The 23,431-nt window shown below is 58.7% G+C and carries 22 protein-coding genes and 1 tRNA gene; 11 read left to right on the top strand and 12 right to left on the bottom strand.

The features are described from left to right. Nucleotides 1-45: 45 nt before the first annotated feature. The 4 genes from JJQ76_RS05360 to JJQ76_RS05345 are packed head-to-tail and all read left to right on the top strand — an operon-like array spanning nt 46 to nt 2,978. On the top strand, nt 46-624 hold the full coding sequence (locus JJQ76_RS05360) for an aminodeoxychorismate/anthranilate synthase component II (RefSeq protein WP_210395691.1): 579 nt from the start codon (nt 46-48) through the stop codon (nt 622-624). Nucleotides 625-634: 10 nt separating this feature from the next. Beyond that, complete coding sequence (gene trpD, locus JJQ76_RS05355) at nt 635-1,669, top strand: anthranilate phosphoribosyltransferase (RefSeq protein WP_210395690.1); 1,035 nt, start codon at nt 635-637, stop codon at nt 1,667-1,669. 20 nt (nt 1,670-1,689) lie between these two features. After that, entirely contained in the window at nt 1,690-2,496 is an 807-nt protein-coding gene (trpC, locus tag JJQ76_RS05350) for an indole-3-glycerol phosphate synthase TrpC (protein ID WP_210395689.1), read from the top strand. A 59-nt stretch (nt 2,497-2,555) separates the two neighbouring features. Next, entirely contained in the window at nt 2,556-2,978 is a 423-nt protein-coding gene (locus tag JJQ76_RS05345; protein WP_210395688.1) for an OsmC family protein, read from the top strand. Here the strand turns inward: JJQ76_RS05345 and JJQ76_RS05340 are convergent. The 5 genes from JJQ76_RS05340 to JJQ76_RS05320 form a co-directional block, all read right to left on the bottom strand. Next, on the bottom strand, nt 2,954-3,517 hold the full coding sequence (locus tag JJQ76_RS05340) for a gamma-glutamylcyclotransferase family protein (RefSeq protein WP_210395687.1): 564 nt from the start codon (nt 3,515-3,517) through the stop codon (nt 2,954-2,956). The two genes, JJQ76_RS05345 and JJQ76_RS05340, sit on opposite strands and share 25 nt — an antisense overlap. 3 nt (nt 3,518-3,520) lie before the next feature. Then, nucleotides 3,521-3,910, bottom strand: a complete 390-nt coding sequence (locus JJQ76_RS05335) for a hypothetical protein (protein WP_210395686.1) — start codon at nt 3,908-3,910, stop codon at nt 3,521-3,523. Between the two features lie 132 nt (nt 3,911-4,042). Further along, the gene (locus tag JJQ76_RS05330) at nt 4,043-4,444 is read right to left on the bottom strand and encodes a hypothetical protein (RefSeq protein ID WP_210395685.1); all 402 of its coding nucleotides are present in this window, start codon (nt 4,442-4,444) and stop codon (nt 4,043-4,045) included. 272 nt (nt 4,445-4,716) lie between these two features. Then, nucleotides 4,717-6,051 carry an N-succinylarginine dihydrolase gene (gene astB, locus JJQ76_RS05325; protein WP_210395684.1) on the bottom strand — a complete coding sequence of 445 codons (1,335 nt, stop codon included), beginning with the start codon at nt 6,049-6,051 and terminating at the stop codon, nt 4,717-4,719. Nucleotides 6,052-6,284: 233 nt separating this feature from the next. Continuing rightward, entirely contained in the window at nt 6,285-6,638 is a 354-nt protein-coding gene (locus JJQ76_RS05320) for a DUF2750 domain-containing protein (RefSeq protein ID WP_210395683.1), read from the bottom strand. Nucleotides 6,639-6,941: 303 nt separating this feature from the next. Here JJQ76_RS05320 and JJQ76_RS05315 point away from each other — a divergent pair, with 303 nt between their 5' ends. The 7 genes from JJQ76_RS05315 to JJQ76_RS05285 all read left to right on the top strand — a co-directional run bounded on the left by JJQ76_RS05315 (nt 6,942) and on the right by JJQ76_RS05285 (nt 14,524). Next, complete coding sequence (locus JJQ76_RS05315) at nt 6,942-7,109, top strand: hypothetical protein (protein ID WP_210395682.1); 168 nt, start codon at nt 6,942-6,944, stop codon at nt 7,107-7,109. Nucleotides 7,110-7,467: 358 nt separating this feature from the next. Continuing rightward, nucleotides 7,468-9,408, top strand: a complete 1,941-nt coding sequence (locus JJQ76_RS17880) for a HAMP domain-containing methyl-accepting chemotaxis protein (protein WP_246480321.1) — start codon at nt 7,468-7,470, stop codon at nt 9,406-9,408. A 10-nt stretch (nt 9,409-9,418) separates the two neighbouring features. Next, a complete protein-coding gene (locus tag JJQ76_RS05305; protein ID WP_210395681.1) occupies nt 9,419-9,946 on the top strand; it encodes a chemotaxis protein CheW in 528 nt (175 codons plus the stop codon). A 94-nt stretch (nt 9,947-10,040) separates the two neighbouring features. Then, entirely contained in the window at nt 10,041-10,391 is a 351-nt protein-coding gene (locus JJQ76_RS05300; RefSeq protein WP_210395680.1) for an STAS domain-containing protein, read from the top strand. Further along, on the top strand, nt 10,388-12,589 hold the full coding sequence (locus JJQ76_RS05295; RefSeq protein WP_210395679.1) for a chemotaxis protein CheA: 2,202 nt from the start codon (nt 10,388-10,390) through the stop codon (nt 12,587-12,589). The genes JJQ76_RS05300 and JJQ76_RS05295 overlap by 4 nt, the downstream gene beginning before the upstream one ends. 202 nt (nt 12,590-12,791) lie before the next feature. Beyond that, nucleotides 12,792-13,274 (top strand): phosphate-starvation-inducible PsiE family protein, encoded by a 483-nt coding sequence (locus tag JJQ76_RS05290; protein WP_210395678.1) that lies wholly within the window; start codon nt 12,792-12,794, stop codon nt 13,272-13,274. A gap of 623 nt (nt 13,275-13,897) precedes the next feature. Continuing rightward, nucleotides 13,898-14,524 carry a tyrosine-type recombinase/integrase gene (locus JJQ76_RS05285; protein WP_210395677.1) on the top strand — a complete coding sequence of 209 codons (627 nt, stop codon included), beginning with the start codon at nt 13,898-13,900 and terminating at the stop codon, nt 14,522-14,524. Nucleotides 14,525-15,150: 626 nt separating this feature from the next. Here JJQ76_RS05285 and JJQ76_RS05280 read toward each other — a convergent pair. The 7 genes from JJQ76_RS05280 to JJQ76_RS05250 all read right to left on the bottom strand — a co-directional run bounded on the left by JJQ76_RS05280 (nt 15,151) and on the right by JJQ76_RS05250 (nt 23,392). Beyond that, nucleotides 15,151-15,780, bottom strand: coding sequence for a c-type cytochrome (locus tag JJQ76_RS05280; RefSeq protein WP_210395676.1), 630 nt, complete (start codon nt 15,778-15,780; stop codon nt 15,151-15,153). Between the two features lie 57 nt (nt 15,781-15,837). Then, a complete protein-coding gene (locus JJQ76_RS05275; protein ID WP_210395675.1) occupies nt 15,838-16,341 on the bottom strand; it encodes a hypothetical protein in 504 nt (167 codons plus the stop codon). A 36-nt stretch (nt 16,342-16,377) separates the two neighbouring features. Beyond that, nucleotides 16,378-19,572, bottom strand: coding sequence for an efflux RND transporter permease subunit (locus tag JJQ76_RS05270; protein WP_210395674.1), 3,195 nt, complete (start codon nt 19,570-19,572; stop codon nt 16,378-16,380). Continuing rightward, nucleotides 19,565-21,160: an efflux RND transporter periplasmic adaptor subunit gene (locus JJQ76_RS05265; protein ID WP_210395673.1), complete on the bottom strand. Its 1,596-nt coding sequence runs from the start codon at nt 21,158-21,160 to the stop codon at nt 19,565-19,567. Before JJQ76_RS05265 ends, JJQ76_RS05270 begins: the two co-directional genes overlap by 8 nt. Continuing rightward, entirely contained in the window at nt 21,153-22,433 is a 1,281-nt protein-coding gene (locus JJQ76_RS05260; RefSeq protein ID WP_210395672.1) for a TolC family protein, read from the bottom strand. The genes JJQ76_RS05265 and JJQ76_RS05260 overlap by 8 nt, the downstream gene beginning before the upstream one ends. Nucleotides 22,434-22,549: 116 nt before the next feature. Then, nucleotides 22,550-22,984, bottom strand: coding sequence for a hypothetical protein (locus JJQ76_RS05255; protein WP_210395671.1), 435 nt, complete (start codon nt 22,982-22,984; stop codon nt 22,550-22,552). A 331-nt stretch (nt 22,985-23,315) separates the two neighbouring features. Next, nucleotides 23,316-23,392 (bottom strand) — tRNA-Ile (locus JJQ76_RS05250). Between the last annotated feature and the right edge of the window lie 39 nt (nt 23,393-23,431).

Genomic DNA, 23,431 nt, shown 5'->3' with positions numbered 1-23,431 from the left:
GCTTTACCGCGATAACGACAGCTCTGACAAGCAGGACCGTAGCCCATGCTACTGATGATCGATAACTACGATTCCTTCACCTATAACGTGGTGCAGTATTTCGGTGAACTGGGCGCCGAGGTTAAGGTGGTGCGCAACGACGAGATCACTATCGACCAGATCGAAACGCTCAAACCGGACCATCTGGTGATCTCCCCCGGTCCCTGTACCCCCAACGAAGCCGGCGTGTCGGTGGCAGCGATCGAACATTTTGCCGGCAAACTGCCGATTCTGGGTATCTGTCTGGGCCATCAGAGCATCGGCCAGGCCTTTGGTGGCAAGATCGTGCGCGCCGGCCAGGTGATGCACGGCAAGGTCTCCAAGGTGTACCACCATAATCGTGGCGTCTTCGCCGGGCTGGCCAATCCGCTCGAAGCGACCCGCTATCATTCGCTGGTGATCGAGCAGGCCAGCCTGCCGGATTGTCTCGAAGTGACTGCCTGGACCGAGACCGCCGATGGTACGATCGAAGAGATCATGGGTGTCCGCCATAAAACGCTGGAGATCGAGGGGGTGCAGTTTCACCCCGAGTCGATCCTGACCCAGCAGGGCCACGAGTTGCTGGCCAATTTCCTTAAGCGCTAGGGAGCAGACGATGACGATTCAGCAAGCGATTGCCAAAGTGGTTGAGCGACTGGACCTCAGCCGTGACGAGATGGCCGATGTGATGCGGCAGATCATGACCGGGCAGTGCACCGACGCCCAGATCGCCGCGATGCTGATTGCGCTGCGGATGAAGAGCGAATCGGTGGACGAGATTGCCGGTGCCGCTGAAGTGATGCGCGAACTGGCCACTCCGGTCAGCGTCAACTGCGCACCGCTGGTGGATATCGTTGGTACCGGCGGCGACGGTGCCAACCTGTTCAACGTCTCCAGCGCCGCGACCTTTGTTACCGCCGCCGCCGGTGCCCATGTGGCCAAGCACGGTAATCGTGCGGTCTCTTCCAGCAGCGGCAGCGCCGACCTGTTGGAAAAGGCCGGCATCAATCTGATGCTGACTGCCGAGCAGGTGGCGCGCTGTATCGAGGAGGTCGGCGTCGGCTTTATGTTTGCCCCCTCCCATCACAGCGCCATGAAACACGCTATCGGTCCACGCAAGGAGTTGGGGCTGCGCACGATCTTTAACATCCTCGGGCCGATGACTAATCCGGCCGGGGTCAAGCGTCAGGTGATCGGGGTGTTCAATCAAGCGCTTTGCCGCCCGATCGCCGAGGTGCTCAACAAGCTCGGCTCCGAACACATTATGGTGGTGCACGCTGCCGATGGCCTGGACGAGATAAGTCTGGCGTCACCGACCCACGTAGCTGAGCTGAAAAACGGTGAAGTCAGTGAATACCAACTGACCCCGGAGCAGGTTGGTATCGAAAGCCAGAGCCTGAGTGGGCTGACGGTCGAGGGTTCGGAGCAGTCGCTGGCGCTGATCAAGGCCGCCTTTGCCGGCAGCGATGAACCGGCGGCGCGCAAGGCTGCGGATATGATCGCCCTTAACGCCGGTGCGGCGATCTATGTGGCCGGTGTTACCGATACGTTGGAAGCCGGTGTCGCCAAAGCCCAAGCGGCGCTGGCCGATGGTTCTGCCGCGGCCAAACTGGACGCGCTGGCCAGCTTCTCCCAAACCTTCAGCGCCTGAATCGAGTTAGGAAGTTTGTCATGAGTACACCGACGGTACTGAACACCATTGTCGAGCGGAAACGCGAAGAGGTGGCCGAACGCCGCGGTCGCGTATCGATCCATAGTCTCAAGGAGCAGATCGATGCCAACCGCTACAACGAGATGGCCCCGCGCGGTTTCACCGCGGCGATCCAGCGCAGCATCGCCGAAGGGCGCGCCGCGGTCATCGCCGAGGCCAAGAAGGCCTCACCCAGCAAGGGGGTGATTCGGGAGGACTTTGATCCCGCCGCGATTGCTGCCAGCTACGAACAGGGCGGTGCCAGTTGCTTGTCGGTGCTTACTGATATCGACTTTTTCCAGGGCAGTGACGCTTATCTGCAGCAGGCGCGCGCCGCTTGTTCGCTGCCGGTGATCCGCAAGGATTTCATCATCGATCCTTACCAGATCTACGAAGCACGGGCGCTGGGTGCGGACTGCGTGCTGCTGATCGCGGCGGTGCTCAAGGATGAAATGATGCATGAGCTGCACGATCTGGCGCGCAACCTGCGGATGGACGTGCTGGTGGAGGTCCACGACCGGGCCGAGCTGGAGCGGGCGTTGACCCTGACCACACCGCTGATCGGTATCAATAACCGTAATCTGCACACCTTTGAGGTCAGCCTCGATCACACCTATCAGCTACTGGAACTGATTCCCGCTGACCGGATCGTGGTTACCGAAAGTGGCATTCAGACCCGTGACGACGTGGCCGCCATGCGCGCTCGTAACGTCAACACCTTCCTGGTGGGTGAGGCCTTCATGCGCGCCGAGGAGCCGGGCCAGCAACTCCGGGCGCTGTTCGAATAGCACCGCGGGAACGGCCCCGCGTTATCCTTACTGATTGAATCGTAGCGAGAAGCAGCATCATGGAAGTCAAAGTACAGTGGGGCGGAAACGCCAAGTTTGTCGGTACCAGTGGCAGCGGTCATGAGGTGGTAATGGACGGCCCGCCCGATCACGGCGGTGAAAACCTGGGGCCGCGGCCGATGGAGATGCTGTTGCTGGGCTTGGGCGGCTGCACCAGCTTTGACGTCATGAGTATTCTCAAGAAAACCCGTCAGGATGTGACCGACTGCGAGGCCCGCATCAGTGCCGAGCGCGCCGATGCGGTACCCGCGGTGTTTACCAAGATCCATGTTCACTTCGTGGTCAGCGGTCGTAACCTCAAGGAAGCCCATGTGAAACGGGCTGTGGCTTTATCGGCGGAGCAGTACTGTTCGGCGTCGATCATGCTGGAAAAAGGGGGCGTCGAAGTCACCCACGATTATGAGATCGTCGAGGTCGCGTAAGCTCTTCCCCAAGGCAGGCGCTGCAAGTGGGCTGTATCCTGCCGCCGCAGCGCAGCAACCAGCCGCTGCTGTTGCGCCGCGCGTGCCCTGTCTGCATCCTGCTGCTGTTCAATGGCTGCCAGTCGCTGCTGGTAATCGGTGTCGAAGCCGAGCGCTTCCCCTCCCGCCCGCATCAGTGCCAGATACCAGTCAAAGGGCCTCAGGTCGGCATCGATGAGATGCGTCTCTGCGCGATAGGTGATGGCATCCATCGGGGGCTGGCGGGCGAGTTCGACCCGCAGAAACGCACGTCGATAACCCCCTTCGAATTGGTCCAACTGCTGTAACTGTTCGCTGCTGAGCTGATACAGCGCGGCGTAGGCGTGGATGGTCGGGTCGGCCTCGATCAGATCGCACTTGGCGGAATTGTCGCGGCCACGCTTGTGAAAGCAGATGGTAAAACCCTCCAGGCGCAGCCGCGCCAGAGGGATAACCGCTCCCAGGCGGTGTTGCAGACGCAGGGGGTGCAGATTGGAACCGTAGGCAATGTAGTAGGGCATGCCTCAGCGTGACTGATCATGGTAGTGACGGTAGTAACCGCGCATCAACCAACCGCCAAGACCCGCGCCAAAGAACATGATCGCCGCGGCCAGTGTCAGCGGCAGTGCCTGTTCGCCGTCATAGCGCAGATAGAGCATCAGGCAGGCTAAACCGGCAAACAGATAGAGAAACGGGGCTGCTTCGTAGAGCGGGCGCGGCAGTCGCCGGCGAGCCTTGGGGCGACGCTGCAGACGGGCGCGGTATTGGGCGCGCAGAATCCAGACATGGGCGCCGGCGATGAACAGCAGGATACCGGGAATCCACGCCAGCTTTGACTCGAGCAAAACGATCACCGCGCAGCCCGCGATGATGTAGGCGTAGGGCAAGCTTTCGTAGATCGGCCGGCTTAACATGGTGTGTGCTCCCTGAGCGTCGGGCGGCACTCCATGTGCCGCTCTTCACTAACCTGAATAGTAGCACTGCCGTTGGCGGGATATAAAAAAGGCCGCGAATCGCGGCCTTGTCGGTCAGACTGAATGTGGGGTTCAGCAGGCGACCAAACGGGGAGTCAGACGGTGAAAATCGCGGCGGATGATGCGCATCATCCAACTGCTCAGACCGGCGAACAGGAACATGGCGCTGGCAGCCAGGGTCATGGGCTGCAGCTGGGCTACCTCTACGTGGCTGTAGATCTGGCCGCAAACCAGACCTGCCAGCAGGTAAACAAAGGGGGCTGCTTCATACCAGGCGGACGGCAGACTAACGCGCTTGCGGGTAGTGGCGCGAGCGCAACGGGCGTTGGAGCGCATCAGCCATACCCGGGCCCCCCAGTAGTAGAGTGCGATACCGATCATCCAGGCAGGGGCGGCGTCTTGAGTAACCAACAGCAGACTGGCCAGAACAATGTAGGCGTAGGGCAGGGCTTCGTAAACGGTGCGATTCAGCATGATGGCTCCTTGCTCAACTCAGTATTGTTTCGTCTGGGTTAACTGAATGTTTGATGAAGCCTACAAGTAAAAGTGACAAAACGCACTAAGAAAAATGCGTATGTTTTGCTCGCTCGTCCAAAGATTGATCAAAGTCATTATTTGCGAGTCGGCTCGCTGTGCTACAGAGGGCTGTCTATCGGAGCGGCTGACTCTGGCGAGGCTGGCATTGGCCGGGCGGCCGATATGCGACGCATCCGGGCGTCGATCTGCCCGCCCGCCGCATTAGCAGCTCAACGCTGGAAGGGGTAGACGCTGCCCAGTTGCAAGATGCGGGTCAGCTCGTCGAGGGCGGTGCGGGACTCCATCAACAGCTGCGGATCGGCCAGCTCGTCCTCGTGCAGGCTGTCGCGGTAGTGGCGTTCGATCCACTGCTCGAGAGTGGCGTAAAGAGTGTCGTCCATCAGCGTGGCCTGATTGGTTGCCGCCAGCTCTTGCGGGTTCAGGACCACGCGCAGGCGCAGGCAAGCGGGGCCGCCGCCGTTGCTCATGCTCTGTTTGAGATCCAACACTTTGAGTTCACTGATCGGCGTGTCTGCCGCCAGCAGCTCGTTGAGGTAGCTCCACACCCGCTGATTTTGGCGGCACTCCTCCGGAAGCAGCAACATCATCCGCTGCTCATCAAGACTGATTAGCTGGCTGTTGAACAGATAACTGCTGACGGCGTCATCCACGCTGACCAAGCTGTCCGGTACCTCAATAAAATGAAAGTCACCGTCAAAGGCGTGTCGCAGGCGCCGTTCGACCCCGGCCTGATCAAGGAAGGCAAGCTGGTGGCAGAACTGGACGTTGCGGTTTCCGACCGCGATGACATCGTTGTGGAATACGCCCTGATCGATCACCGCCGGATTCTGCTGGGCGTAAATCACCTGCTCGCTGTTGAGTTTGTGGTTGCGTGCGATCGCCTGCGAGGCTTCCAGCGTTTGGCGAGCGGGGTAACGCTGTGGGCACGGTTTGCGATCATCGAAGGCGTGGCGCCCGTAGACGAACAGTTCCACGCCGGACTCTCCGTAATCGCGGCAGAAGCGGGTATGGTTGGCGGCACCTTCGTCACCGAAGTGTTCCACCCCCGGCAGCGCGCCGTGGTGAACAAAGTGGCGCGGATCCCTGAATACCGCTTGTAGTATTCGCCCGGTGGTTTCGTGCTCAATGGCGCGATGGAACTTGTTGGTCAGATTGGCCGGAGTGAAATGGACCCTGCGATCCAGCGTGTCGGCGCTGGGGGATACGGTAGCCGCGTTAGCGGTCCACATGCTGGAGGCGGAACAGCAGGCTGCCAACACCCGCGGTGCTTGCTGTCTGGCTTGTGCCAGTACCTGGGCGTCAGTGCCGGAGAATCCCAGTCGGCGCAGGGTATGAATATCCGGCCGCTCCTGTGGCGCGAGCACGCCCTGCACCAGTCCCATCTCATGCAGCGCCTTCATCTTCTGCAGCCCCTGTTTGGCCGCAAGGCGCGGATTGGAAGGCGCCGCCTGGTTGCGCTGGGAGGCAACGTTGCCGAATGAAAGCCCCGCATAGTTATGGGTTGGGCCGACCAGTCCGTCAAAGTTGGCTTCAAAGGCTTGCATGAAGGTTCTGCCTCGTGGAGCCGGATGCTGCCTTAGGGGCTGGCCTCCGGTTAGTGTTTTGCTGTCAGGTTAGTTGCAATTAAACCAGAACCTGCGCGCAGCAACTGTCGCCGATGCGACCCGGATTTTTGTGGCAGAGAGCGAGGACAAGCGGGGAGAGCGGTTTTAGCCGCGTTGCTGCGCCAGCGGCAGTGCGACGGGGGGGCAGAGCTGCCCCCCCGTCGCCGCGGGGATCAATCGAGCAGCTCTTTGGCCAGATCGGCGGGCTCTACCTCCAGGCCAGCCAGCTCTTCATTCCAGTTCGGCCCGGCGAGCACGTCATCTTTCACCATGCCGGTCAGCCAGCGGTCGGCAAAGACATCCAGTGTAATGCTCTGGGGTTCAAACTCGGCCCATTCGCCACTGCAGTGGGCACGCGCGTCGGCTTCGCTGGACCAGAACGGAATCACGTCGGTCTCTTCATACTCTTCCGAATCGCAAACCACCCAGCCTTCGCTGGTGGAGATGCCCCAGACCAGGCCTGAGGCCTTGATCTCGTCAATAAACAGGCGGTAGTTCGCTTGCGGGTCGTCAGTCAGATGACTCATGGGAATACTCTCATAAAGGGGGGAGGGGGGGCACAGGAAGCGGATGCCAGAGCCGGGTTACATTGCCGGCTACAGTAACAGATTCGCCTCCCAGTGATAAGCGGTAGCCCCTCACGGATGTTCGACTAAAGGCGAGTGCTTTGGGGCGGGCAAATCAGCGAACTTTTGATGCGGCGCAACATTTGGTGAGGCGGCCGGCGCCAGTGTGTTTGCGTTTGGGCAGAAGGGGGTTATATTGGCGCGCAAGTAAGGGTAAACCCTTATTTTTCTCTTATGTAATAGACCTCCAGCGAGGGTAGGCTGATGTATATCGAATGCAAACAGAATGATGGCTTTGAAGACCAACTGACGGAACAAGCGGTATATCGTATCAAGGAGCTGGGAGAAAACTCCTATCTGGTTGAAAATGATAGGCAGCAGGAGTGCTGGTACGGCCGTCAGCACTTTTCGCTCAGGCTCGACCAGGTTTGAGTTGGCGCCTGCCGGATCCGCGTCGGGGGAACGGACCTTTTCTGTTCCCCTCATCCATGCCCCCTTCATCTAGCCAACTTCGGCCTGTCTCTATCTACTGCCATAGCCAAGCGCGGTGATCGTCTCTTTGCTCCGCGGCCCCGGGCTGTCTGGGTTTTCTGTATATTAGAATATTTGTATTTAAAGGTTGATGCAGGTCAATTGACCGGCGCGCAGATCTGCTTGAATATCATTTTCTGATTTCCTCCTACCCGAAAGCGGCTTGCCGGGCGGGAAGAGGGGGAATGGTTACGCGGGGTTGTCATGTAGTAGGGACGCAGCCAGCGTGTTGTTTAACGTTGACGCAAGGAAGTTAACCATGTTGCAGAATATCAAGCTTAGAACTCTGCTGAGCCTTGGCTTTGGCGTTGTGGTGCTGATGCTACTGATCGTTTCGGGGTCGGCATTGAACGGCTTGAATACCGCCGATGAAGGCTTTACCGACTATCGGGGGTTGGCCCGTGACACCAACCTGGCAGGCGGCCTGCAAGCCAACCTGTTGATGGTGCGAATGAACGTAAAGGATTACTTGATCACCAAGAGTGAAAAAGATATCCAGCAGTATCAGGAGTACATGGACAGCACGAAAACCCTGATGGCGAACGCCAAAGAGGAGATCAGAAGTCCGGAGCGCGCAGCAAAGGTAGCTGAAGCTGATCGCCTGCTGCAGGAATATGACGCAGCGTTTCCCAAGGTGGTCGACCTGGTCAACAAGCGCAATGCCCAGGTCGAGACCGTTCTGAACGTTAAGGGTGTTGATGCGCGCAAGGCGCTGAGCCGTATTATCGACAGTGCGTACCAGGCCAAAGATCCGGAGGCCGTTTACTATGCCGGTAAAGCGCAGCAGCAGCTGCTGCTGGGCCGCCTCTACGTGGTCAAATACCTGCAAAGCAATGACCCGGCGGACTACGAGCGCGCGATGACCGAGCTTACCGCCAACCTGCAGCGTGATGTCGACGCGCTGGATGCCAATCTGCAAAATCCCCAGCGTCGCGCTTTTCTCGCGGATATGAAGCAGGCACGGGATCAGTACGTGCAGTCGCTCAGCCGGGTGTTCGAACTGATCAGCCAGCGCAACGAAGTGATTGACAATGTACTGGATGCCAAAGGCCCGCTGATCGCCGAGGCGCTTGAAGAGGTAAAACTGTCGGTCAAGGCCGAGCAGGATCTGCTGGGTCCCCGGGTTCAGCAAAGTAACGACAATACCCTTGCCGTGGTGATCTGGATATCCGTGGCGGCGGTGCTGGTGGCCATCGCTATCGTCGTGGTTATCGTTCGTGATGTGTTGCGAAAAGTTGGCGGTGAGCCCACCGAAATAGAAGCGATCGCCAAGTCCGTGGCGGCCGGCAATCTGGAAATCAACACCGACGGTCGCGACAAAACCGGCATTCTGGCCGCGTTGATTACCATGGTCGACCAACTGCGCAGTATCGTGGCCGACGTGCGTACCAACGCCGATGCCCTCGCCAGTGCCAGCGAAGAGGTCAGCGCAACCGCACAAAGCCTGAGCCAATCATCCAGCGAGCAGGCCGCCAGCGTAGAGGAAACCAGCGCCTCGGTTGAGCAGATCTCCAGTTCCATCAGCCAGAACGCGGAGAATGCGCGTCTGACGGACGATATGGCGACAAAATCAGCGGTTCAGGGCAAGGATGGCGGTGCAGCGGTGTCTGAAACGGTGCTGGCGATGCGCAACATCGCCGAGAAAATCGGCATCATTGAAGACATCGCTTACCAGACCAATCTGCTGGCGCTTAATGCCGCGATCGAGGCGGCGCGCGCCGGTGAACACGGTAAGGGCTTTGCGGTGGTTGCCGCAGAGGTGCGCAAGCTCGCAGAGCGCAGCCAGAAGTCGTCGCAAGAGATCAGTGAGCTGGCCAGCAGCAGCGTTCAGGTTGCCGAGCGCGCCGGTGCGCTGCTGGAAGAGATCGTACCCAGCATTACCAAAACGGCCGATCTGGTACAGGAGATCGCTGCCGCGTCTAACGAGCAAGCCGGTGGTGCGGGCCAGATCAGCAGTGCGATGACACAGATGGACCAGGTGACCCAGCAAACCGCTTCGGCTTCGGAGGAGCTCGCCGCCACCGCCGAAGAGATGAGTGGGCAGGCGCAACAGCTGCAGCAATTGATGGAGTACTTCAAGCTGAACAGCGGCCAGGCTGCCGCCGGCTCCAAGCCGAAAGCGGCGACGCTGAAAAAGCCCGTAGTCACCGCCGTGTCCAGCGGCAGTGATCTTGATCTCAAAGAGTTCGAGCGCTTCTAGGGAGTCGGTTATGGGAGAGTTAGCCAGTAGCCGTGCCCTTAGCGTCGAGCCGTCGCAGGGGGAGTGCGGGCAGTACCTGACCTTCTATCTTCAGGATGAGATGTTCGGTCTTAACATCACGCCGATTCGTGAAATATCGGAGTACGGCAAGGTCACCCCCGTTCCAATGGTGCCCAACTATGTGCGTGGGGTGGTTAATCTGCGCGGCAACGTAGTGCCGGTGATCGATCTGCCGGCCCGATTTGGCTGGCCGTCATCACCGCTCAACAAGCGCAGCTGCATCGTGATCGTTGAGCTCAGCACCGCGGATCGTGGGGCGATTGAACTCGGCATCGTCATCGATAGCGTGAGTGAAGTGCTCGACATTCCGGCGGAAAATATCGGCTCAGCACCCAGCTTCGGCGCCAAGGTCCGTACCGACTTTATTAGCGGTATGGGCAAGGTTGGAGACGACTTTATCGTGCTGTTGAACGCCGAAAAAGTGCTGTCTCTGGATGAGCTGTCGCAGCTGGAGCAAGTCGCCAAAACGGCCCCTTAGCCAGCGCTATCCCTGGGGCCGCTGTGTTCAGCGGCGCCCCGGGTTCCTTCTGTACCCCAGCGTCTATTGCCCGGATGCAACGGAGTAATCGCATATGGAATGCACGCTTCACGCCCAAACGACAGGCAACCTGCAACGGTTTGCCCTTAAAGGTGGCCTCACCATTTATGGTGCCGCCGATATTAAACAGGCTTTTATGAGGCAGTATGACCACCGTTGTCAGGTTCAGGTGTCACTGCGTGAGATCGATGAGATCGATAGTGCCGGATTGCAACTGCTGTACGCGTTTAAAGCCTTTGCCGCGACTAAAAACACCGACTTTTCCCTGACGGATCATAGCAGCGCCGTACTGGAGGCGATGGAATTGCTGGGCATGACCGCCTTGTTTGGTGATCCGGTGCTGATGCCGGCGCGGGCCGATCTGGCAGAAGGAGGGGAGGCATGAGCGACATTCTGGATCAGGCACATGACACCTTTATCAGCGAGTGCTTTGACCTGCTGGCGGAGATGGAGACAAACCTGCAGCAGCTGCAGGTCGAACCGGAAAACCCGGAACTGGTTCATGCCGTGTTTCGGGTTGCCCATACCATCAAAGGCTCAGCCGGACTCTTTGGCCAGGATGAGATCGTCAGCTTTACCCATGGAGTTGAGAACGCACTGGATCGGGTGCGCGACGGCCTGCTGACGATCAACGGCCGCATGATTGATCTGTTACTGGAGTGCCGGGATCACCTCGAACGCCTGATCGAGGGGATAAACCAGCCGCCGGATAGAGCGCTCGTAGACGATTCCCGGCGGCTGCTGGATCAGCTCAAACAGCTGTGCAGCAATGTGGATAAAGCGCAGCAGTCGCCCGCGGACGACCCAACGGCAGCCATCAGTGCTAAGCCGCCGGCGGAGTATACCGCCGACGTAGACCGTGAACAGGACCTCCGTGTGTCCAATTGCAACTGGCACATATCGCTGCATTTCGGTGTTGACGTCTTTCGCAATGGTATGGAACCGCTGTCGTTTATCCGCTATCTGGGCCAGTTGGGGCGGATAACCAGCATTCAGCCGGTCGTTGACCGGATCCCCTGTCTCGAACAGCTTGATCCGGAAAGCTGCTTCATCGGCTTTGAGATCGATTTTGATAGCGATACCGACAAACAGACGATCATGGACGTGTTCGAGTTTGTTGCCGATGACTCGCGCATCAGCATCCTACCCCCGCACAGCAAGCTGGCTGACTATGCCGAGTTGATCACACAGCTCAAACTGGAAAATGCCAACTACCGTATCGGCGAGCTGCTAACCAAGTCCGGCGCGCTCACCGAACGTGAATTGAATCAGGCGTTGGCGCAGCAGCAGTCTAAGGTCGCCAGCGAGGCACACCTTCCCCTGGGGCAAATTCTGGTGGAACAGGGCTCGATTGATCGCAGTACCCTGGGTGTGGCTCTCGCCAAACAGAAACGGGAAAAAGAGCGCCATCACCACGAAAGCAAATCGATTCGTGTTGATGCCGAGCGCCTGGATCAGTTGATCAATCTGGTCGGCGAACTGGTAATTGCCGGTGCGGGTACCCAACTGAAAGCTGAGCAGTTGGGCGATGAGGGCCTGCAGGAATCGGTATCGGTGGTGTCGCGTCTGGTTGAAGAGATCAGAGATCGTTCCCTCCGCCTGCGCATGGTGCATATTGGTGAAACCTTCAACCGGTTTAACCGGGTGGTGCGTGATGTGTCCCGTGAACTTGGCAAGACCATTCGCCTGGAGATCCAGGGCGGTGACACCGAACTGGACAAGAGCGTGGTGGAGAAAATCGGCGATCCGCTGACCCATCTGGTCCGCAACGCCATCGACCACGGCATCGAAAGCAGTGAGGAGCGCACCCGGGCGGGTAAGCCCGCGCAAGGCACCGTAACCCTGAAGTCCTATCACGACTCCGGCAATATCGTGATCGAAGTAGCCGATGACGGCGGCGGGATCGATGCCGACAAGGTCTATCGTAAAGCCGTCGAGCGGGGCCTGGTAAGTGAAGCGCAGCCCCTCAGCGAGGCGGAGAAGCTGCGCCTGATCCTCGAAGCCGGCCTCAGCACCAAAGACGCGGTCAGTGATCTTTCCGGGCGCGGTGTCGGCATGGATGTGGTGAAGAAAAACGTCGAGGCGCTGCGCGGAACCATCGAGGTCGAGAGTCAACTGGGGCAGGGCAGCACCCTGCGCATTCGACTGCCCCTGACCCTGTCGATCATTGATGGTTTTCTGGTCGGTGTTGGCGACTCGTCCTACGTCATTCAACTCGACAGCGTGGTGGAGTGCATCGAGTTCGCCAAGCTGGAAACCGTGCGCCAGCATGGCGGCCACTACATCAACCTGCGTGGTGAAGTTCTGCCCTATCTCAATCTGCGCGCCCTGTTCGGGGATCAGGACGGCCACGCCGAACGGGAGAATATTGTTGTAGTCCGCAGCGGTGGTCAGAAGGCGGGGCTGATCGTCGACCAGCTCTTGGGTGAGTATCAGACGGTGATCAAACCCCTCAGCCAGATCTTCGCCCGTCTCAGTGGGATCAGCGGATCTACGATCCTGGGATCCGGCGATGTGGCCATGATTCTCGATATCGAAGCATTGGTGAAAGAAGCGGAACGGGGCGGTCACGCCAGCGCCTAGATCGCCGCGCTTTTTTGCGGTTACCGCGACCGGGGATGTCAAATGAACGGCGGCCCCGGTCGGGCAGGATGCTGGCGAGCGCCGGATAAGCGAACGCGCCTTGCCCGGGATCAGGCGGTGGGGCACTAAGTCCGCCATATCAGACGGTGTTTATATCGTGCTATAACACCCATTCCACAGGCGCTACGGAGAGCCGCATTCTATGTTCCATGAAGAGCTTCCACCTGAGCACGCGGATCCGTTAATCGGCTTTCTTCACCGCGCCATCAGAAGTGCGGTCAAAGTACTGGCAGTGCTGATGGTACTGGTTATTTTCTGGAGCATCGCCGATGTGGTCTATGTGCTTTATGACCGGCTGAGCTCGCCTCCTTTTTTGCTCTTGGATCTGGATGACATTCTCCAGACGTTCGGTGCTTTTATGGCGGTTCTCATCGCCATTGAGATTTTCATCAACATCAGGCTGTATCTGGGCAGTAACGTCATACCGGTACAGTTGGTCCTGGCGACGGCGCTAATGGCGGTCGCCCGAAAGGTGATCGTTCTGGATTTGAAGTTGGTGTCAGCGGAACAGATCATTGGCCTTGCGCTGGTTACCATCGCGCTTGGTGTGTCGTATTGGCTAACGTTCAAGCAAGGCGGCAAGCTGCGCTCGGATCCCAAAAAGCCACTGTCAGCGGATCCCTAGTCCCACACCCAACCGCGGTAAACCCCTTGCCGGAATAGTCCATACCCTAACCGAAGAACGGCATCTGGCTTGGCTGCTCATGCTCTGGGAGTAGTTCGCCTGCGGGGTGAGTGCCCATAGCGTAAGTAGCATCTGTCTGTTATTGGCGGCTCGATGTGGTAGCCGGTATGTGGCTACCAGAACGGATTTTGCTAGATTCGGAATGGACCGGAAATCGGGGAGCAGGTCATAGTGAATCATACTTGCCTGCGTTTCGGTATAGACCCGGAAAGCCACGCTTGTCGGTACCCTGTATTCTAGCTGCGAAGGCCTGAACTCGAACAAGCTAATAGCATGCTTAGTCCCCATGTTGCCTAACAGTATTTATTCTTCGGCATGTTCGTTCTGATGTATTGATATTCTGCGAATCGGCCAACGTTTTGCACTGAGGCAAATTGCCGCTTCTTCAGTTTGAGAAAAAGGCGAATGGCATTGAACGTGAACTGAAGAACGTCCACCTTCTGGATGTTGCGGCCAGGCTATAGGTGTCACGGCGAGCGAAAGGTCATGTCGGGTAAGTCGCAACTGCCTCCGTCCCACTGAATTCATACTGTGACTCCATTCATCAGAAAAGGAGTCACGTCATGAACCGTTCAATCAACCATCAGAACCACACCGAGCCTTGGAATAAGGGCAAATTGGTTGGCCAAAAACGTCCTCTGAAACTCAACGAGATTTGGGCGATCAGAATCAGATTACAAATCAATAATGACCTTAGAGAACTGGCGCTCTTCAACCTAGCGATTGATAGCAAGCTACGGGGATGCGACTTGGTCAGCCTGCGGGTCCGAGATATAGCCAGAGGTGGTGACGTTGCCACTAGAGCAATCATCACTCAGCATAAAACGGGCAATCCGGTGCAATTTGAAATCACGGAACAAACCAGGGAATCCTTGACGGAGTGGATCGCTGCGCGGCAGCTTAGCCCAACCGACTATATATTCCCGAGTAGAAAAGTTGCCGGAGCACACCTATCTACAAGGCAATACGCACGAATCGTCAATGGCTGGGTAAAAGACATTGGCCTCGATTCCTGTTTGTACGGCACTCATTCGATGAGAAGGACTAAGGCCTCGCTCATTTACAAGCGGACAAAAAACATCAGGGCTGTTCAACTTCTCTTGGGACACTCGAAACTTGAAAGCACCGTGCGTTATCTTGGTATAGACGTAGACGATGCTTTAGAGTTGGCCGAACATACAGAGGTATGATTGCTAAGCGCCCGCTAATGACGGGCGCTCTTAAGATCCATCGAAGAAATAACTTCGTTATCAGACAGTTGGGGCAATGTGGCCAAACTATGGTTACAATCGATGGCCACACTATGGTTACAACAACACAATCCACCCCAAGAAGCCCCCGCAATCAGACTTCCGCTACACATTACGCTACACAAATTTTATTTCCGAGCAGCTTTCCCGGCACACTCCCCTCTTCGACGGCTGATGCCCGTATAGGGCCTTCCGTCGTCACGATCAACTGGCTCGAAACTAGGTTCCCTTTTCTAGGCATTTCCAGGTTGAGATTATTCGGAAAAGCAAACCGCGCTCGCTATATAGCACGGGGGCATCAGGGATGATGACGACCATCGAACCGGTCAAAGCATTAAAAGAGGCTAGAGTAAAAAGACTCGGATACCGACGACTACTGCTAGCCGGAAGATTTGCGTCTAGCAATAGCTACCCGATGACGGCAGCTTCTGCGACTAAGCAGTCATTTGTTCGCAGCGCTAAAGCTCGCTGATAACCGATACCACCAAGTTATCGGCTTACCAGACGCCCCCTCTTAAAAAAACTCGGTGGTGTCCTAGGGAATGTCCTCGGCCAATTGTTGCGGTCTATTTGAACCCACGGTGAAACGCTTGATGCAGGTAGGCCAGCACCTCCCAGCGTTGCTGCTCGCTGAGGCTGTGTTTAAACGCCGGCATGGCAGAGTCCTGTGAGATAAAAGGTTCCACCGTACCGCCCTCGGTCACCCGCCAGAACAGGTATTGATCACCCTTGCCCGGCGCTTCATGAAAGTGGTTGGTGAGGTCGGCCGGCGGATGTTTTAACTTGGATGCCAGCGGTCCGCTGCCACGACCATCAAGGCCATGACAACTGGCGCAGTTATCGCGGTAAACCGCCATGCCGGCCTTGGCGCGTTCAAAGTTGTCCCACTGATCGTACACCGCATCGGCAAACTCGGCCGGTGGCTCAACCCAGGAGTCATGGGCGTGACCGCCGTGCATGCTATGACCACCATGCATACTGTGAGCATCCAGCATGCCAGGGCCTGTTGGCGCATCGCCCGGCTTGACCGGCAGTTTTTTCATCTGGCTCATATCCATGTTGTCCATGCTCATGGAACCCATATCCATGTTGCTATCGGACATACCATGGCCGCCGCTGTGCTGCCCAGCGCCACTGGCCAGCAGCGAAGCGCTTGCCAGCAAGGTGCCGGCGATCAGTGTCAGCTGTTTCTTCATCGCTCGCTTCTCCTTGTTATTGTTCTGTGGGCAGGAGTCGCCCCCTGCCCTAACTGCTTATTCGCCGTAATAGACACCACCAAAGTGCTTCTTGCCGTCCGGGGTCATAAACAACACCATCAGCTGGTGCTTACCGCCCGGCTTGAGGTCGTATCCGGCCATAAACCAGTCACCCATCTTCATCAGCGGCTTGCTCTCGTCGGCGCCATCAGGGTAGATCACCTTGGAGTTGGCTTTAAGATCACCGATAACGTTGGCGCCCTGCTCCACTTTAACCATCAGGTTATGGGAGCCACCGTGTTGCATCCCTGCGTTAGCCTCCATCACGTGAAAGCTAACGGTGTAGCCGTCGATATCTCGCTTTTCGAGAAACATCTTGCTGGCGCCGTGGCCCATGCTGTCGTGGTTCATCGTGTCATGATTCATCTCTGCGGCTTTAGCTTGGCCGTGATTGGCGTGACCATGGCTGTGGCCGTCATCTTTCCCCGGAGCCGCTTGCAATGAGGTGCTGGCCATCAGCGCGGAAACAGAAGAAGCGATCAACAGTTGCTTGAGTTTCATGGTTTTGATTCCTTTGTTGTTTGCTTAATCAAAATGTTAATTGAGTTGCGGCTGTTCTTGCGCCGCTTCCTTGACCGGGTGATGCTGTTTGCGCAAGCGTTCTTTCACTTGCAGCACCAGACCGTAGATCACCGGCAGGACCACCAGGCAGAGCAGGGTGACGCTGACCATACCGCCCACCATCGGCGCGGCGATCCGCTGCATTACCTCGGAGCCGGTACCGTCGCTCCACATGATCGGCAGCAGACCAGCGATAATCGTCACCGCGGTCATGGCGATAGGGCGCACCCGCTCAGACGTACCTTTCAATACGGCCTGGTAGATCTCTTCGCGCGTCAGCTTGCGTGGTATCACCAGCGCCTGACGCTTGGCCGCTACCGCCTGGTCGATAAAGGTCAGTACCAGCACCCCGATCTCGGCAGCAACTCCAGCCAGAGCGATAAAGCCCACCGCTACCGCCACCGACAGGTTGAAACCCAGTCCGTGGATCAGCCAGATGCCGCCCACTAGGCCGAACGGGATCGACAGCATCACCACCAGTGGCGCGCTGATATTGCGAAAGTTGAAGTAGAGCAGCAGGAAGATGATCAGCAGCGTCGCCGGAATGACGATCTTGAGCCTCTCAGCGGCACGCTCCATGTACTCAAACTGACCCGACCAACTGATGGTGTAGCCCGCCGGCACATCGATCTTTTCAGCCACCGCCTGCTGCGCGGCACGCACATAGCCGCCGATATCAGAGACATAGATATCAACATAGATCCAGGAGGTCAGCCGGGCATCCTCGCTCTTAATTCCAGGAGGCCCCCGGCGCAGCTCCAGATCGGCCAACTGCGCCAGCGGAATCTGGGCACCGCCGGGCGTCGGCACCAGCACCCGCCGTAACGACTCCAGGTCGTCGCGAAGTTCTCGCGGATAGCGGATATTGACCGGATAACGCTCCAGCCCTTCGACCGTTCGGGTGACGTTCATGCCGCCGATGGCGGTCTGGATCACATCCTGCACATCGCCGGTGGTCAGGCCGTAACGGGCGGCCTGCTCGCGGTCGATCTCAAAGTCGAGGTAATAACCACCCACGGCGCGATCACCGAACGCGGTCAGCGTGCCCGACACCTCCCGAACCACGCCCTCTATCTCCAACACCAGTTCTTCCAGTTTGGCCAGGCTGGGGCCGCTGACCTTGATCCCCACCGGGGTCTTGATCCCGGTAGAAAGCATGTCGATGCGGGTCTTGATCGGCATGGTCCAGGCATTGGCAAGACCGGGGAACTTGATCGCCTGATCCATCTCGTTCATCAGCTCTTGAGTGGTCTTAGTCGGGTCAGGCCACTGATCCTTGGGCTTCAACTTGACCGTGGTTTCCAGCATCCCCAGCGGCGCCGGATCGGTGGCGGTGTCGGCACGGCCGGCCTTGCCAAATACCCGTTCCACCTCGGGGAAGCTGGCAAGGATTTTGTCGGTCTGCTGCAGCAGCTCCTTCGCCTTGGTGATCGATACCCCCGGGTAGGTGGTGGGCATATAGAGGATGTCGCCCTCGTCCAGCGGCGGCATAAACTCGCTGCCCAGTTTTGACACCGGGTACCAGGTGGCGGCCACCGCGACCAGAGCCAACAACAAAGTCAGCCAACGCACTTTTAGCGCCAGCCCCAGCACCGGCGCATGCAGCCAGTGCAGCAGGCGATTCACCGGATTCTTAGCCTCGGGCAGGATCTTGCCGCGAATAAAGTAGCCCATCAGCACCGGCACCAGGGTGATCGCTAGCAGCGCCGCTGCCGCCATGGCGTAGGTCTTGGTAAAGGCCAGCGGGCTGAACAGCCGCCCCTCTTGCGCCTGCAGGGTAAACACCGGCAGGAACGAGACGGTAATAATCAGCAGTGAGAAGAACAGCGCCGGCCCCACCTCGCGTGCGGCATCGGCGACCGCCCGCCAGCGTTCACCACTGGTCAGCTCCCGTTTAAGCCGATCGTGGGCCAGCTCCAGGTGTTTGTGGGCGTTTTCTATCATCACGATGGCGCCATCCACCATCGCCCCGATAGCGATGGCGATCCCGCCGAGGGACATGATATTGGCGTTGATCCCCTGCCACTGCATCACAATAAACGCCATCAGAATGCCGATCGGCAGGGTAACAATCGCTACCAGCGCCGAGCGTGCGTGCAGCAGGAACAGTACGCACACCACCGCCACCACGATCGACTCTTCCACCAGCTTGACCACCAGGTTGTCGACCGCCCGTTCGATCAGATCGCTACGGTCATAAACCGGAATGATCTCGACGCCATCGGGCAGGCCGGGCTTGAGCTGCTCCAGCCGCTCCTTGACCGCCTCGATAGTAGCCTGGGCGTTTTCGCCGTAACGCATCACCACAATACCGCCCACGGTTTCGCCCTCGCCGTCCAGTTCGGCGATGCCGCGGCGCAGTTCCGGCCCCAGTTGCACGTGGGCGATATCCTTGAGCCGCAGCGGGGTACCGTCAACCGCGGCACCGACCGGAATGTTCTCCAGGTCGCTCGGGGTGCGGATATACCCCAGCCCGCGCACCATGTACTCGGTCTCGGCCATCTCTACCAGTCGGCCACCGACATCGTTATTGGAGCGTTTGATCGCCTGTTTGACCCGAGACAGCGGCACGTTGTAGCGCGCCATCAGGTTGGGATCTACCTCGACCTGATACTGCTTGACGTGGCCGCCCACGCTGGCGACCTCAGACACCCCGGGCACGGTTTGCAGTTGGTAACGCAGGTACCAGTCCTGAATAGAGCGCAGCTGGGCCAGGTCGTGGCGACCGCTGCGATCCACCAGCGCGTACTCATACACCCAACCCACCCCGGTGGCGTCGGGCCCCAGCACCGGCTGCACTCCGTCGGGCAGCCGGCTGGCGGCGTAGTTGAGCTGCTCCAGCACCCGCGAGCGGGCCCAGTACATATCGGTGCCATCTTCGAAGATGATGTAGACGAAGGAGTAACCAAAGAACGAGAACCCGCGCACCACTTTAGCGTAGGGCACCCCGAGCATGGCGGTGGTCAGCGGATAGGTCACCTGATCCTCGACCACCTGCGGTGCCTGCCCCGGAAACTCGGTAAACACGATTACCTGCACATCAGACAGATCCGGAATCGCATCGAGCGGGGTCTTCTTGACCGCCCAGATACCGGCCGCCACCAGCAGCGCGGTGGCGATCAGCACCAGAAAGCGGTTGCGCAGCGAGCTGTTGATGGTGGCGTTAATCATCCGCTTTGGCCTCCCCCTGGCTGAGGCTCATGGACTCCATGGAAAGCTGATCCGACGCCGCCTGATCCATCGACATGCCGTCCATGCTCATGCTGTCCATTTGCATGCCGTCCATCGACAGCCCGCCCATATCCATGCCACTCATATCCATATCGCCCATATCGAGGGACGCATCGCCAGCCGGAGCCTGGCTGGCTTCCATCATCTTGGCGGTGGCCTCGCGCAGCTTGGATTCAGAGTCGATCAGGAACAGCGCCGAATTCACTACCCGATCACCCAATTTAAGCCCGGAGCGCACCTCAACCAGGCCATCGCTGCTGTAACCCAGCTCCACTTCACGCGGCTCGTATTTGCCTTCGCCACGCACCACAAACACCTGCTCACGGGACCCAGAGCGCACCACCGCCTCGCTCGGTATCACCAGCGCCTGCTGGCGCTCGGCGGCGCCGATGCGGACCTGGGCAAACATGTCGGGTTTCAGTTCGCCGTCAGGGTTATCGAACTCCAGCCGCACTTTGACCGTGCGGGTTCTGGCTTCAGCGTAGGGGTAGATGTAGGACACCGTGCCGGTAAACCGACGGTCACCAAGACCGGTAATCCGGGCCGTGGCTTGATCGCCGACCCGAACCCAGGGCAGTTCATACTCGTACACATCTGCCAGCAACCACACTTTGGAAAGGTCGGCGAGCATGTAGAGTTCGGTGTTAGGCATAATAAACTGCCCTTCACGGGCGCCAATGCTGAGCACCACCCCATCCACCGGTGATTCGATGCTGACCTGCCGGCTCACTTTGCCGCGGCGGCGCAATTCAGCAATCTCATGTTCGGGCATATCCAGCAACCGCAGCCGTTGGTAGGCACTGTCCACCAACTCTCGAGCGCCATTACGGATATCCGCGTAATCACTGCCCTCAAGGGCCTTGAGGTTCTCCAGCGCCAGCAGGTACTCCTGCTGCGAGTTCACCAGCTGCGGCGAATAAACCTGCAGCAGCTCATCGCCGCGCATAACGCTGTCACCGATGCGCGCCACCCGCTGCTGCTCAACCCAGCCTTCGGTGCGCGGATGCAAGCGCGCCATCCGGCTTTCATCAACGGTGATCCGACCGCTGGCGCGGACGGTTTTGGCCATATCGCGCTGTTCAACCGCTACGGTGCGCACGCCGATATTCTGCACCACCACCGGATCGATCTTGACCGTGCCGGCCGGTTCGTCACTGCCACCGTCGTCGTCGGCATAAACCGGAATGTAATCCATCCCCATCTCATCCTGCGCCGGCACCGGCGAGGTGATCGCCGGGTTCATGGGGTTGCGGTAGAACAGCGGTTTCTTCTCGGCCTTGGGTTTATCGGCATAGACCGGAATGTAGTCCATTCCCATCTCATCTTTGGCCGGTACCGGTGAGGTGATCGCCGGGTTCATCGGATTGCGGTAGAACAGCGGTTTATTGCCAGCCTCATCGCTCGAAGAAGACGCGGTCGCTGCAGCGTCGCCAGCACCATTCATCATGGGCAAGTAGTAGCTCAGCCCCAAGCCGCCGCCGATACCCAACAGCAGCGTCACTGCCATACCGAATACTGATTTATTCATCTATCTCGCCCCCCACCGCGGCGACCAGTCGGGCGCGCGCCTGCTGCGCATCGCGCAGAGCGGCCCAGTACTGCAACTGAACTCGATTGACTTGAAGTTGCGCTCGCACCAGCGCGGTGAAATCCACCTTGCCCACCTGATAGCCGGACAACATGGAGGCGACGGTCTGCCGCGCCTGAGGAATAATCCCTTGCTGCAGCAGCTCGGTCTGCTCCCGCGCGCGCTGGTAATCTGCGATGGACTGCTCCACCTCAGCGCGCATCGCCAATTGCGACTCCCGCAGTGCCTGCTGCTCGGCAATCAGCTCTGCTCCGCGCTGGTCGATCGCTCGATGCTGCTTGCGGTCGGCGTACAGGGGCAATTTGATCCCCAGCGTCACCGAAAGCAGGTCGGCCCGGGAGCTACCGTTGGGCGCATCCTGGCGATAGCCGTAGGCTGCGCCAAGGCTCAGGTCCGGGTAGCGATCGCGTTCCGCCAGCGCGCGCCGCTCACCAGCCGCATCGACCAGTCGCTGCTGGCGTCGGATGGCTGGGCGCTGCGTAAGCCCGCGCTCCACCAATTGCCCGGAATCGGGCAGCGGCTGCAAGGTCACCGATGGCGGCTCCTGCAGCGTGATCGGGATATCACCGGCACGCCCCAGCAGTGCATTGAGTTGCGCCACCACCTGGCGCCGCTCACCACCCAGGCGGATCTGCTGCTCCAACTGGGTCGAGAGCTCCAGCTGCGCCTGCAGCGCATCCTGCTGCAGCCCCTTGCCTACTCGATAGCGGCTTTGGGCGATACGGTTAAATTCGCGCAGCCGGTCAAGGTTGGCGTCGACCACCGCCAGCGCGTGGTCGAGGTAAAACAACGCCCACCAGCCACGGGCCACGTCCCGCGCCAACAATACTCGCGCTTCGGCCAACTCTTCGGCGGCAGCGTCGGCATCCCGCTGGGCAGCGGCCTCGGCCAGTTCCAACTTGCCGAACCAGGGGATCGGCTGATTGATCCCAACCTGCAACTGGGTCATCGGCTCCTGGTCGAGGTTAAAGGTATCGGTGGGGAGACTAATAATCCCCAGATTGAGGGTCGGGTCCGGTAACGCACCGACCTGTGACGGCCGGGTCAAAGCTGCCTCGTAGCGAGCTTCGATCTGTGCCAGACGAGGATTATCCGCTAACGCCTGTTGTTGGGCCGCGGCGAGGCTCAGTCGTTCCTCGGCCCAACCATGCGGGGCCACGCTCAGCCCCAGAATCAGACCTGCCACCAAGGCAGGTGCTGCCAAAATACGCATCCAGTTGACTCCTGTCGCAGCGATCGGGCCATGCGCCGCAAAAAGGGCATACCGATCACCAGATCACATCAAAACTTGTGGAGATTCAGCGCCATCAACGGCGCGATGCGCAGGGCTTATAGCCGCAGAACACAGAGCGTGGTGAAGAGAGGGGGGGAGAGAAACTCAGCAGAATGAAGTTCAGTCGCGGAACCACAAGGGCCGGCGCGCGCAAGCGGCAATGTCACTGACGGGGCTAATAGCAGATCCGGAGTATCCAGGCCCTGCTTGCTCAGTTTGTGGGACTGCGTCTGCAAGGGGGTCAAAGAATCGGGGCAATGATCGTCCAGACAGAGCCCATCGCCATTATCGGCATCAAGGCTGAGCGTCTCGCCGCAATGGTGCTCCATCGCAGCATGAGAGGATACGTCGGGCCGCTCCAGCTCGGACATGCTCACCTGCGCCATCGCCACCGAACAGTGACTGCCGACCACAAACAGGGTCAGTACCAGCACCAAAATGTTCATGCGGCTGGTGTGGCGGAGTTTCTGCTGTCCAAAAATCAGGCTCACGGGCGTTCCTGCCAGTTTCGCGGTGGTACAAGCTGCTCAGAGCCTGTTGGAGGCAGATAGTTCCATTGTCGGCGCTGATGCGCAAGTGATTTAGTCACAAAGGAGGATCAGTAATTGGTTTGGTTGGAGTTTAAGTGCTAGGTCCATACCGAATACGGCAACTATGTGCCCTTTTCGGTCACTTTCTGCGGCAGTGCTTATGACCGCTCTTAGGTGCTTGAGAGTTGGTTCTGGCTATCCAATGTAGGACTGTAATCGGAGTAGGTGATATGCCTGATGTTCTGTGGTTTGTTGCTGGTTGGTGCGCCATTGGTGCGCCATAGGGGAGTGGTGGTGGGCCCAGCAGGACTTGAACCTGCGACCAATGGATTATGAGTCCACTGCTCTAACCAACTGAGCTATAGGCCCTGGAAAGGAGCGGCGATTATAGCGACTTGGGGTCGGTGC

This window comes from Motiliproteus sediminis (assembly GCF_017912535.1).
Classification (GTDB): domain Bacteria; phylum Pseudomonadota; class Gammaproteobacteria; order Pseudomonadales; family Balneatricaceae; genus Motiliproteus; species Motiliproteus sediminis.
The sequence above is the reverse complement of the archived record's forward strand: the minus strand, read 5'-3'. Positions and strand labels throughout refer to the sequence as shown.

What these genes read in the sequence shown, in the direction of transcription:
- JJQ76_RS05360 (WP_210395691.1), top strand. Translation starts at nt 46, where the DNA reads ATGCTACTGATGATCGATAACTACGATTCCTTCACCTATAACGTGGTG.
- trpD (WP_210395690.1), top strand. Translation starts at nt 635, where the DNA reads ATGACGATTCAGCAAGCGATTGCCAAAGTGGTTGAGCGACTGGACCTC.
- trpC (WP_210395689.1), top strand. Translation starts at nt 1,690, where the DNA reads ATGAGTACACCGACGGTACTGAACACCATTGTCGAGCGGAAACGCGAA.
- JJQ76_RS05345 (WP_210395688.1), top strand. Translation starts at nt 2,556, where the DNA reads ATGGAAGTCAAAGTACAGTGGGGCGGAAACGCCAAGTTTGTCGGTACC.
- JJQ76_RS05340 (WP_210395687.1), bottom strand. Translation starts at nt 3,517, where the DNA reads ATGCCCTACTACATTGCCTACGGTTCCAATCTGCACCCCCTGCGTCTG.
- JJQ76_RS05335 (WP_210395686.1), bottom strand. Translation starts at nt 3,910, where the DNA reads ATGTTAAGCCGGCCGATCTACGAAAGCTTGCCCTACGCCTACATCATC.
- JJQ76_RS05330 (WP_210395685.1), bottom strand. Translation starts at nt 4,444, where the DNA reads ATGCTGAATCGCACCGTTTACGAAGCCCTGCCCTACGCCTACATTGTT.
- astB (WP_210395684.1), bottom strand. Translation starts at nt 6,051, where the DNA reads ATGCAAGCCTTTGAAGCCAACTTTGACGGACTGGTCGGCCCAACCCAT.
- JJQ76_RS05320 (WP_210395683.1), bottom strand. Translation starts at nt 6,638, where the DNA reads ATGAGTCATCTGACTGACGACCCGCAAGCGAACTACCGCCTGTTTATT.
- JJQ76_RS05315 (WP_210395682.1), top strand. Translation starts at nt 6,942, where the DNA reads ATGTATATCGAATGCAAACAGAATGATGGCTTTGAAGACCAACTGACG.
- JJQ76_RS17880 (WP_246480321.1), top strand. Translation starts at nt 7,468, where the DNA reads ATGTTGCAGAATATCAAGCTTAGAACTCTGCTGAGCCTTGGCTTTGGC.
- JJQ76_RS05305 (WP_210395681.1), top strand. Translation starts at nt 9,419, where the DNA reads ATGGGAGAGTTAGCCAGTAGCCGTGCCCTTAGCGTCGAGCCGTCGCAG.
- JJQ76_RS05300 (WP_210395680.1), top strand. Translation starts at nt 10,041, where the DNA reads ATGGAATGCACGCTTCACGCCCAAACGACAGGCAACCTGCAACGGTTT.
- JJQ76_RS05295 (WP_210395679.1), top strand. Translation starts at nt 10,388, where the DNA reads ATGAGCGACATTCTGGATCAGGCACATGACACCTTTATCAGCGAGTGC.
- JJQ76_RS05290 (WP_210395678.1), top strand. Translation starts at nt 12,792, where the DNA reads ATGTTCCATGAAGAGCTTCCACCTGAGCACGCGGATCCGTTAATCGGC.
- JJQ76_RS05285 (WP_210395677.1), top strand. Translation starts at nt 13,898, where the DNA reads ATGAACCGTTCAATCAACCATCAGAACCACACCGAGCCTTGGAATAAG.
- JJQ76_RS05280 (WP_210395676.1), bottom strand. Translation starts at nt 15,780, where the DNA reads ATGAAGAAACAGCTGACACTGATCGCCGGCACCTTGCTGGCAAGCGCT.
- JJQ76_RS05275 (WP_210395675.1), bottom strand. Translation starts at nt 16,341, where the DNA reads ATGAAACTCAAGCAACTGTTGATCGCTTCTTCTGTTTCCGCGCTGATG.
- JJQ76_RS05270 (WP_210395674.1), bottom strand. Translation starts at nt 19,572, where the DNA reads ATGATTAACGCCACCATCAACAGCTCGCTGCGCAACCGCTTTCTGGTG.
- JJQ76_RS05265 (WP_210395673.1), bottom strand. Translation starts at nt 21,160, where the DNA reads ATGAATAAATCAGTATTCGGTATGGCAGTGACGCTGCTGTTGGGTATC.
- JJQ76_RS05260 (WP_210395672.1), bottom strand. Translation starts at nt 22,433, where the DNA reads ATGCGTATTTTGGCAGCACCTGCCTTGGTGGCAGGTCTGATTCTGGGG.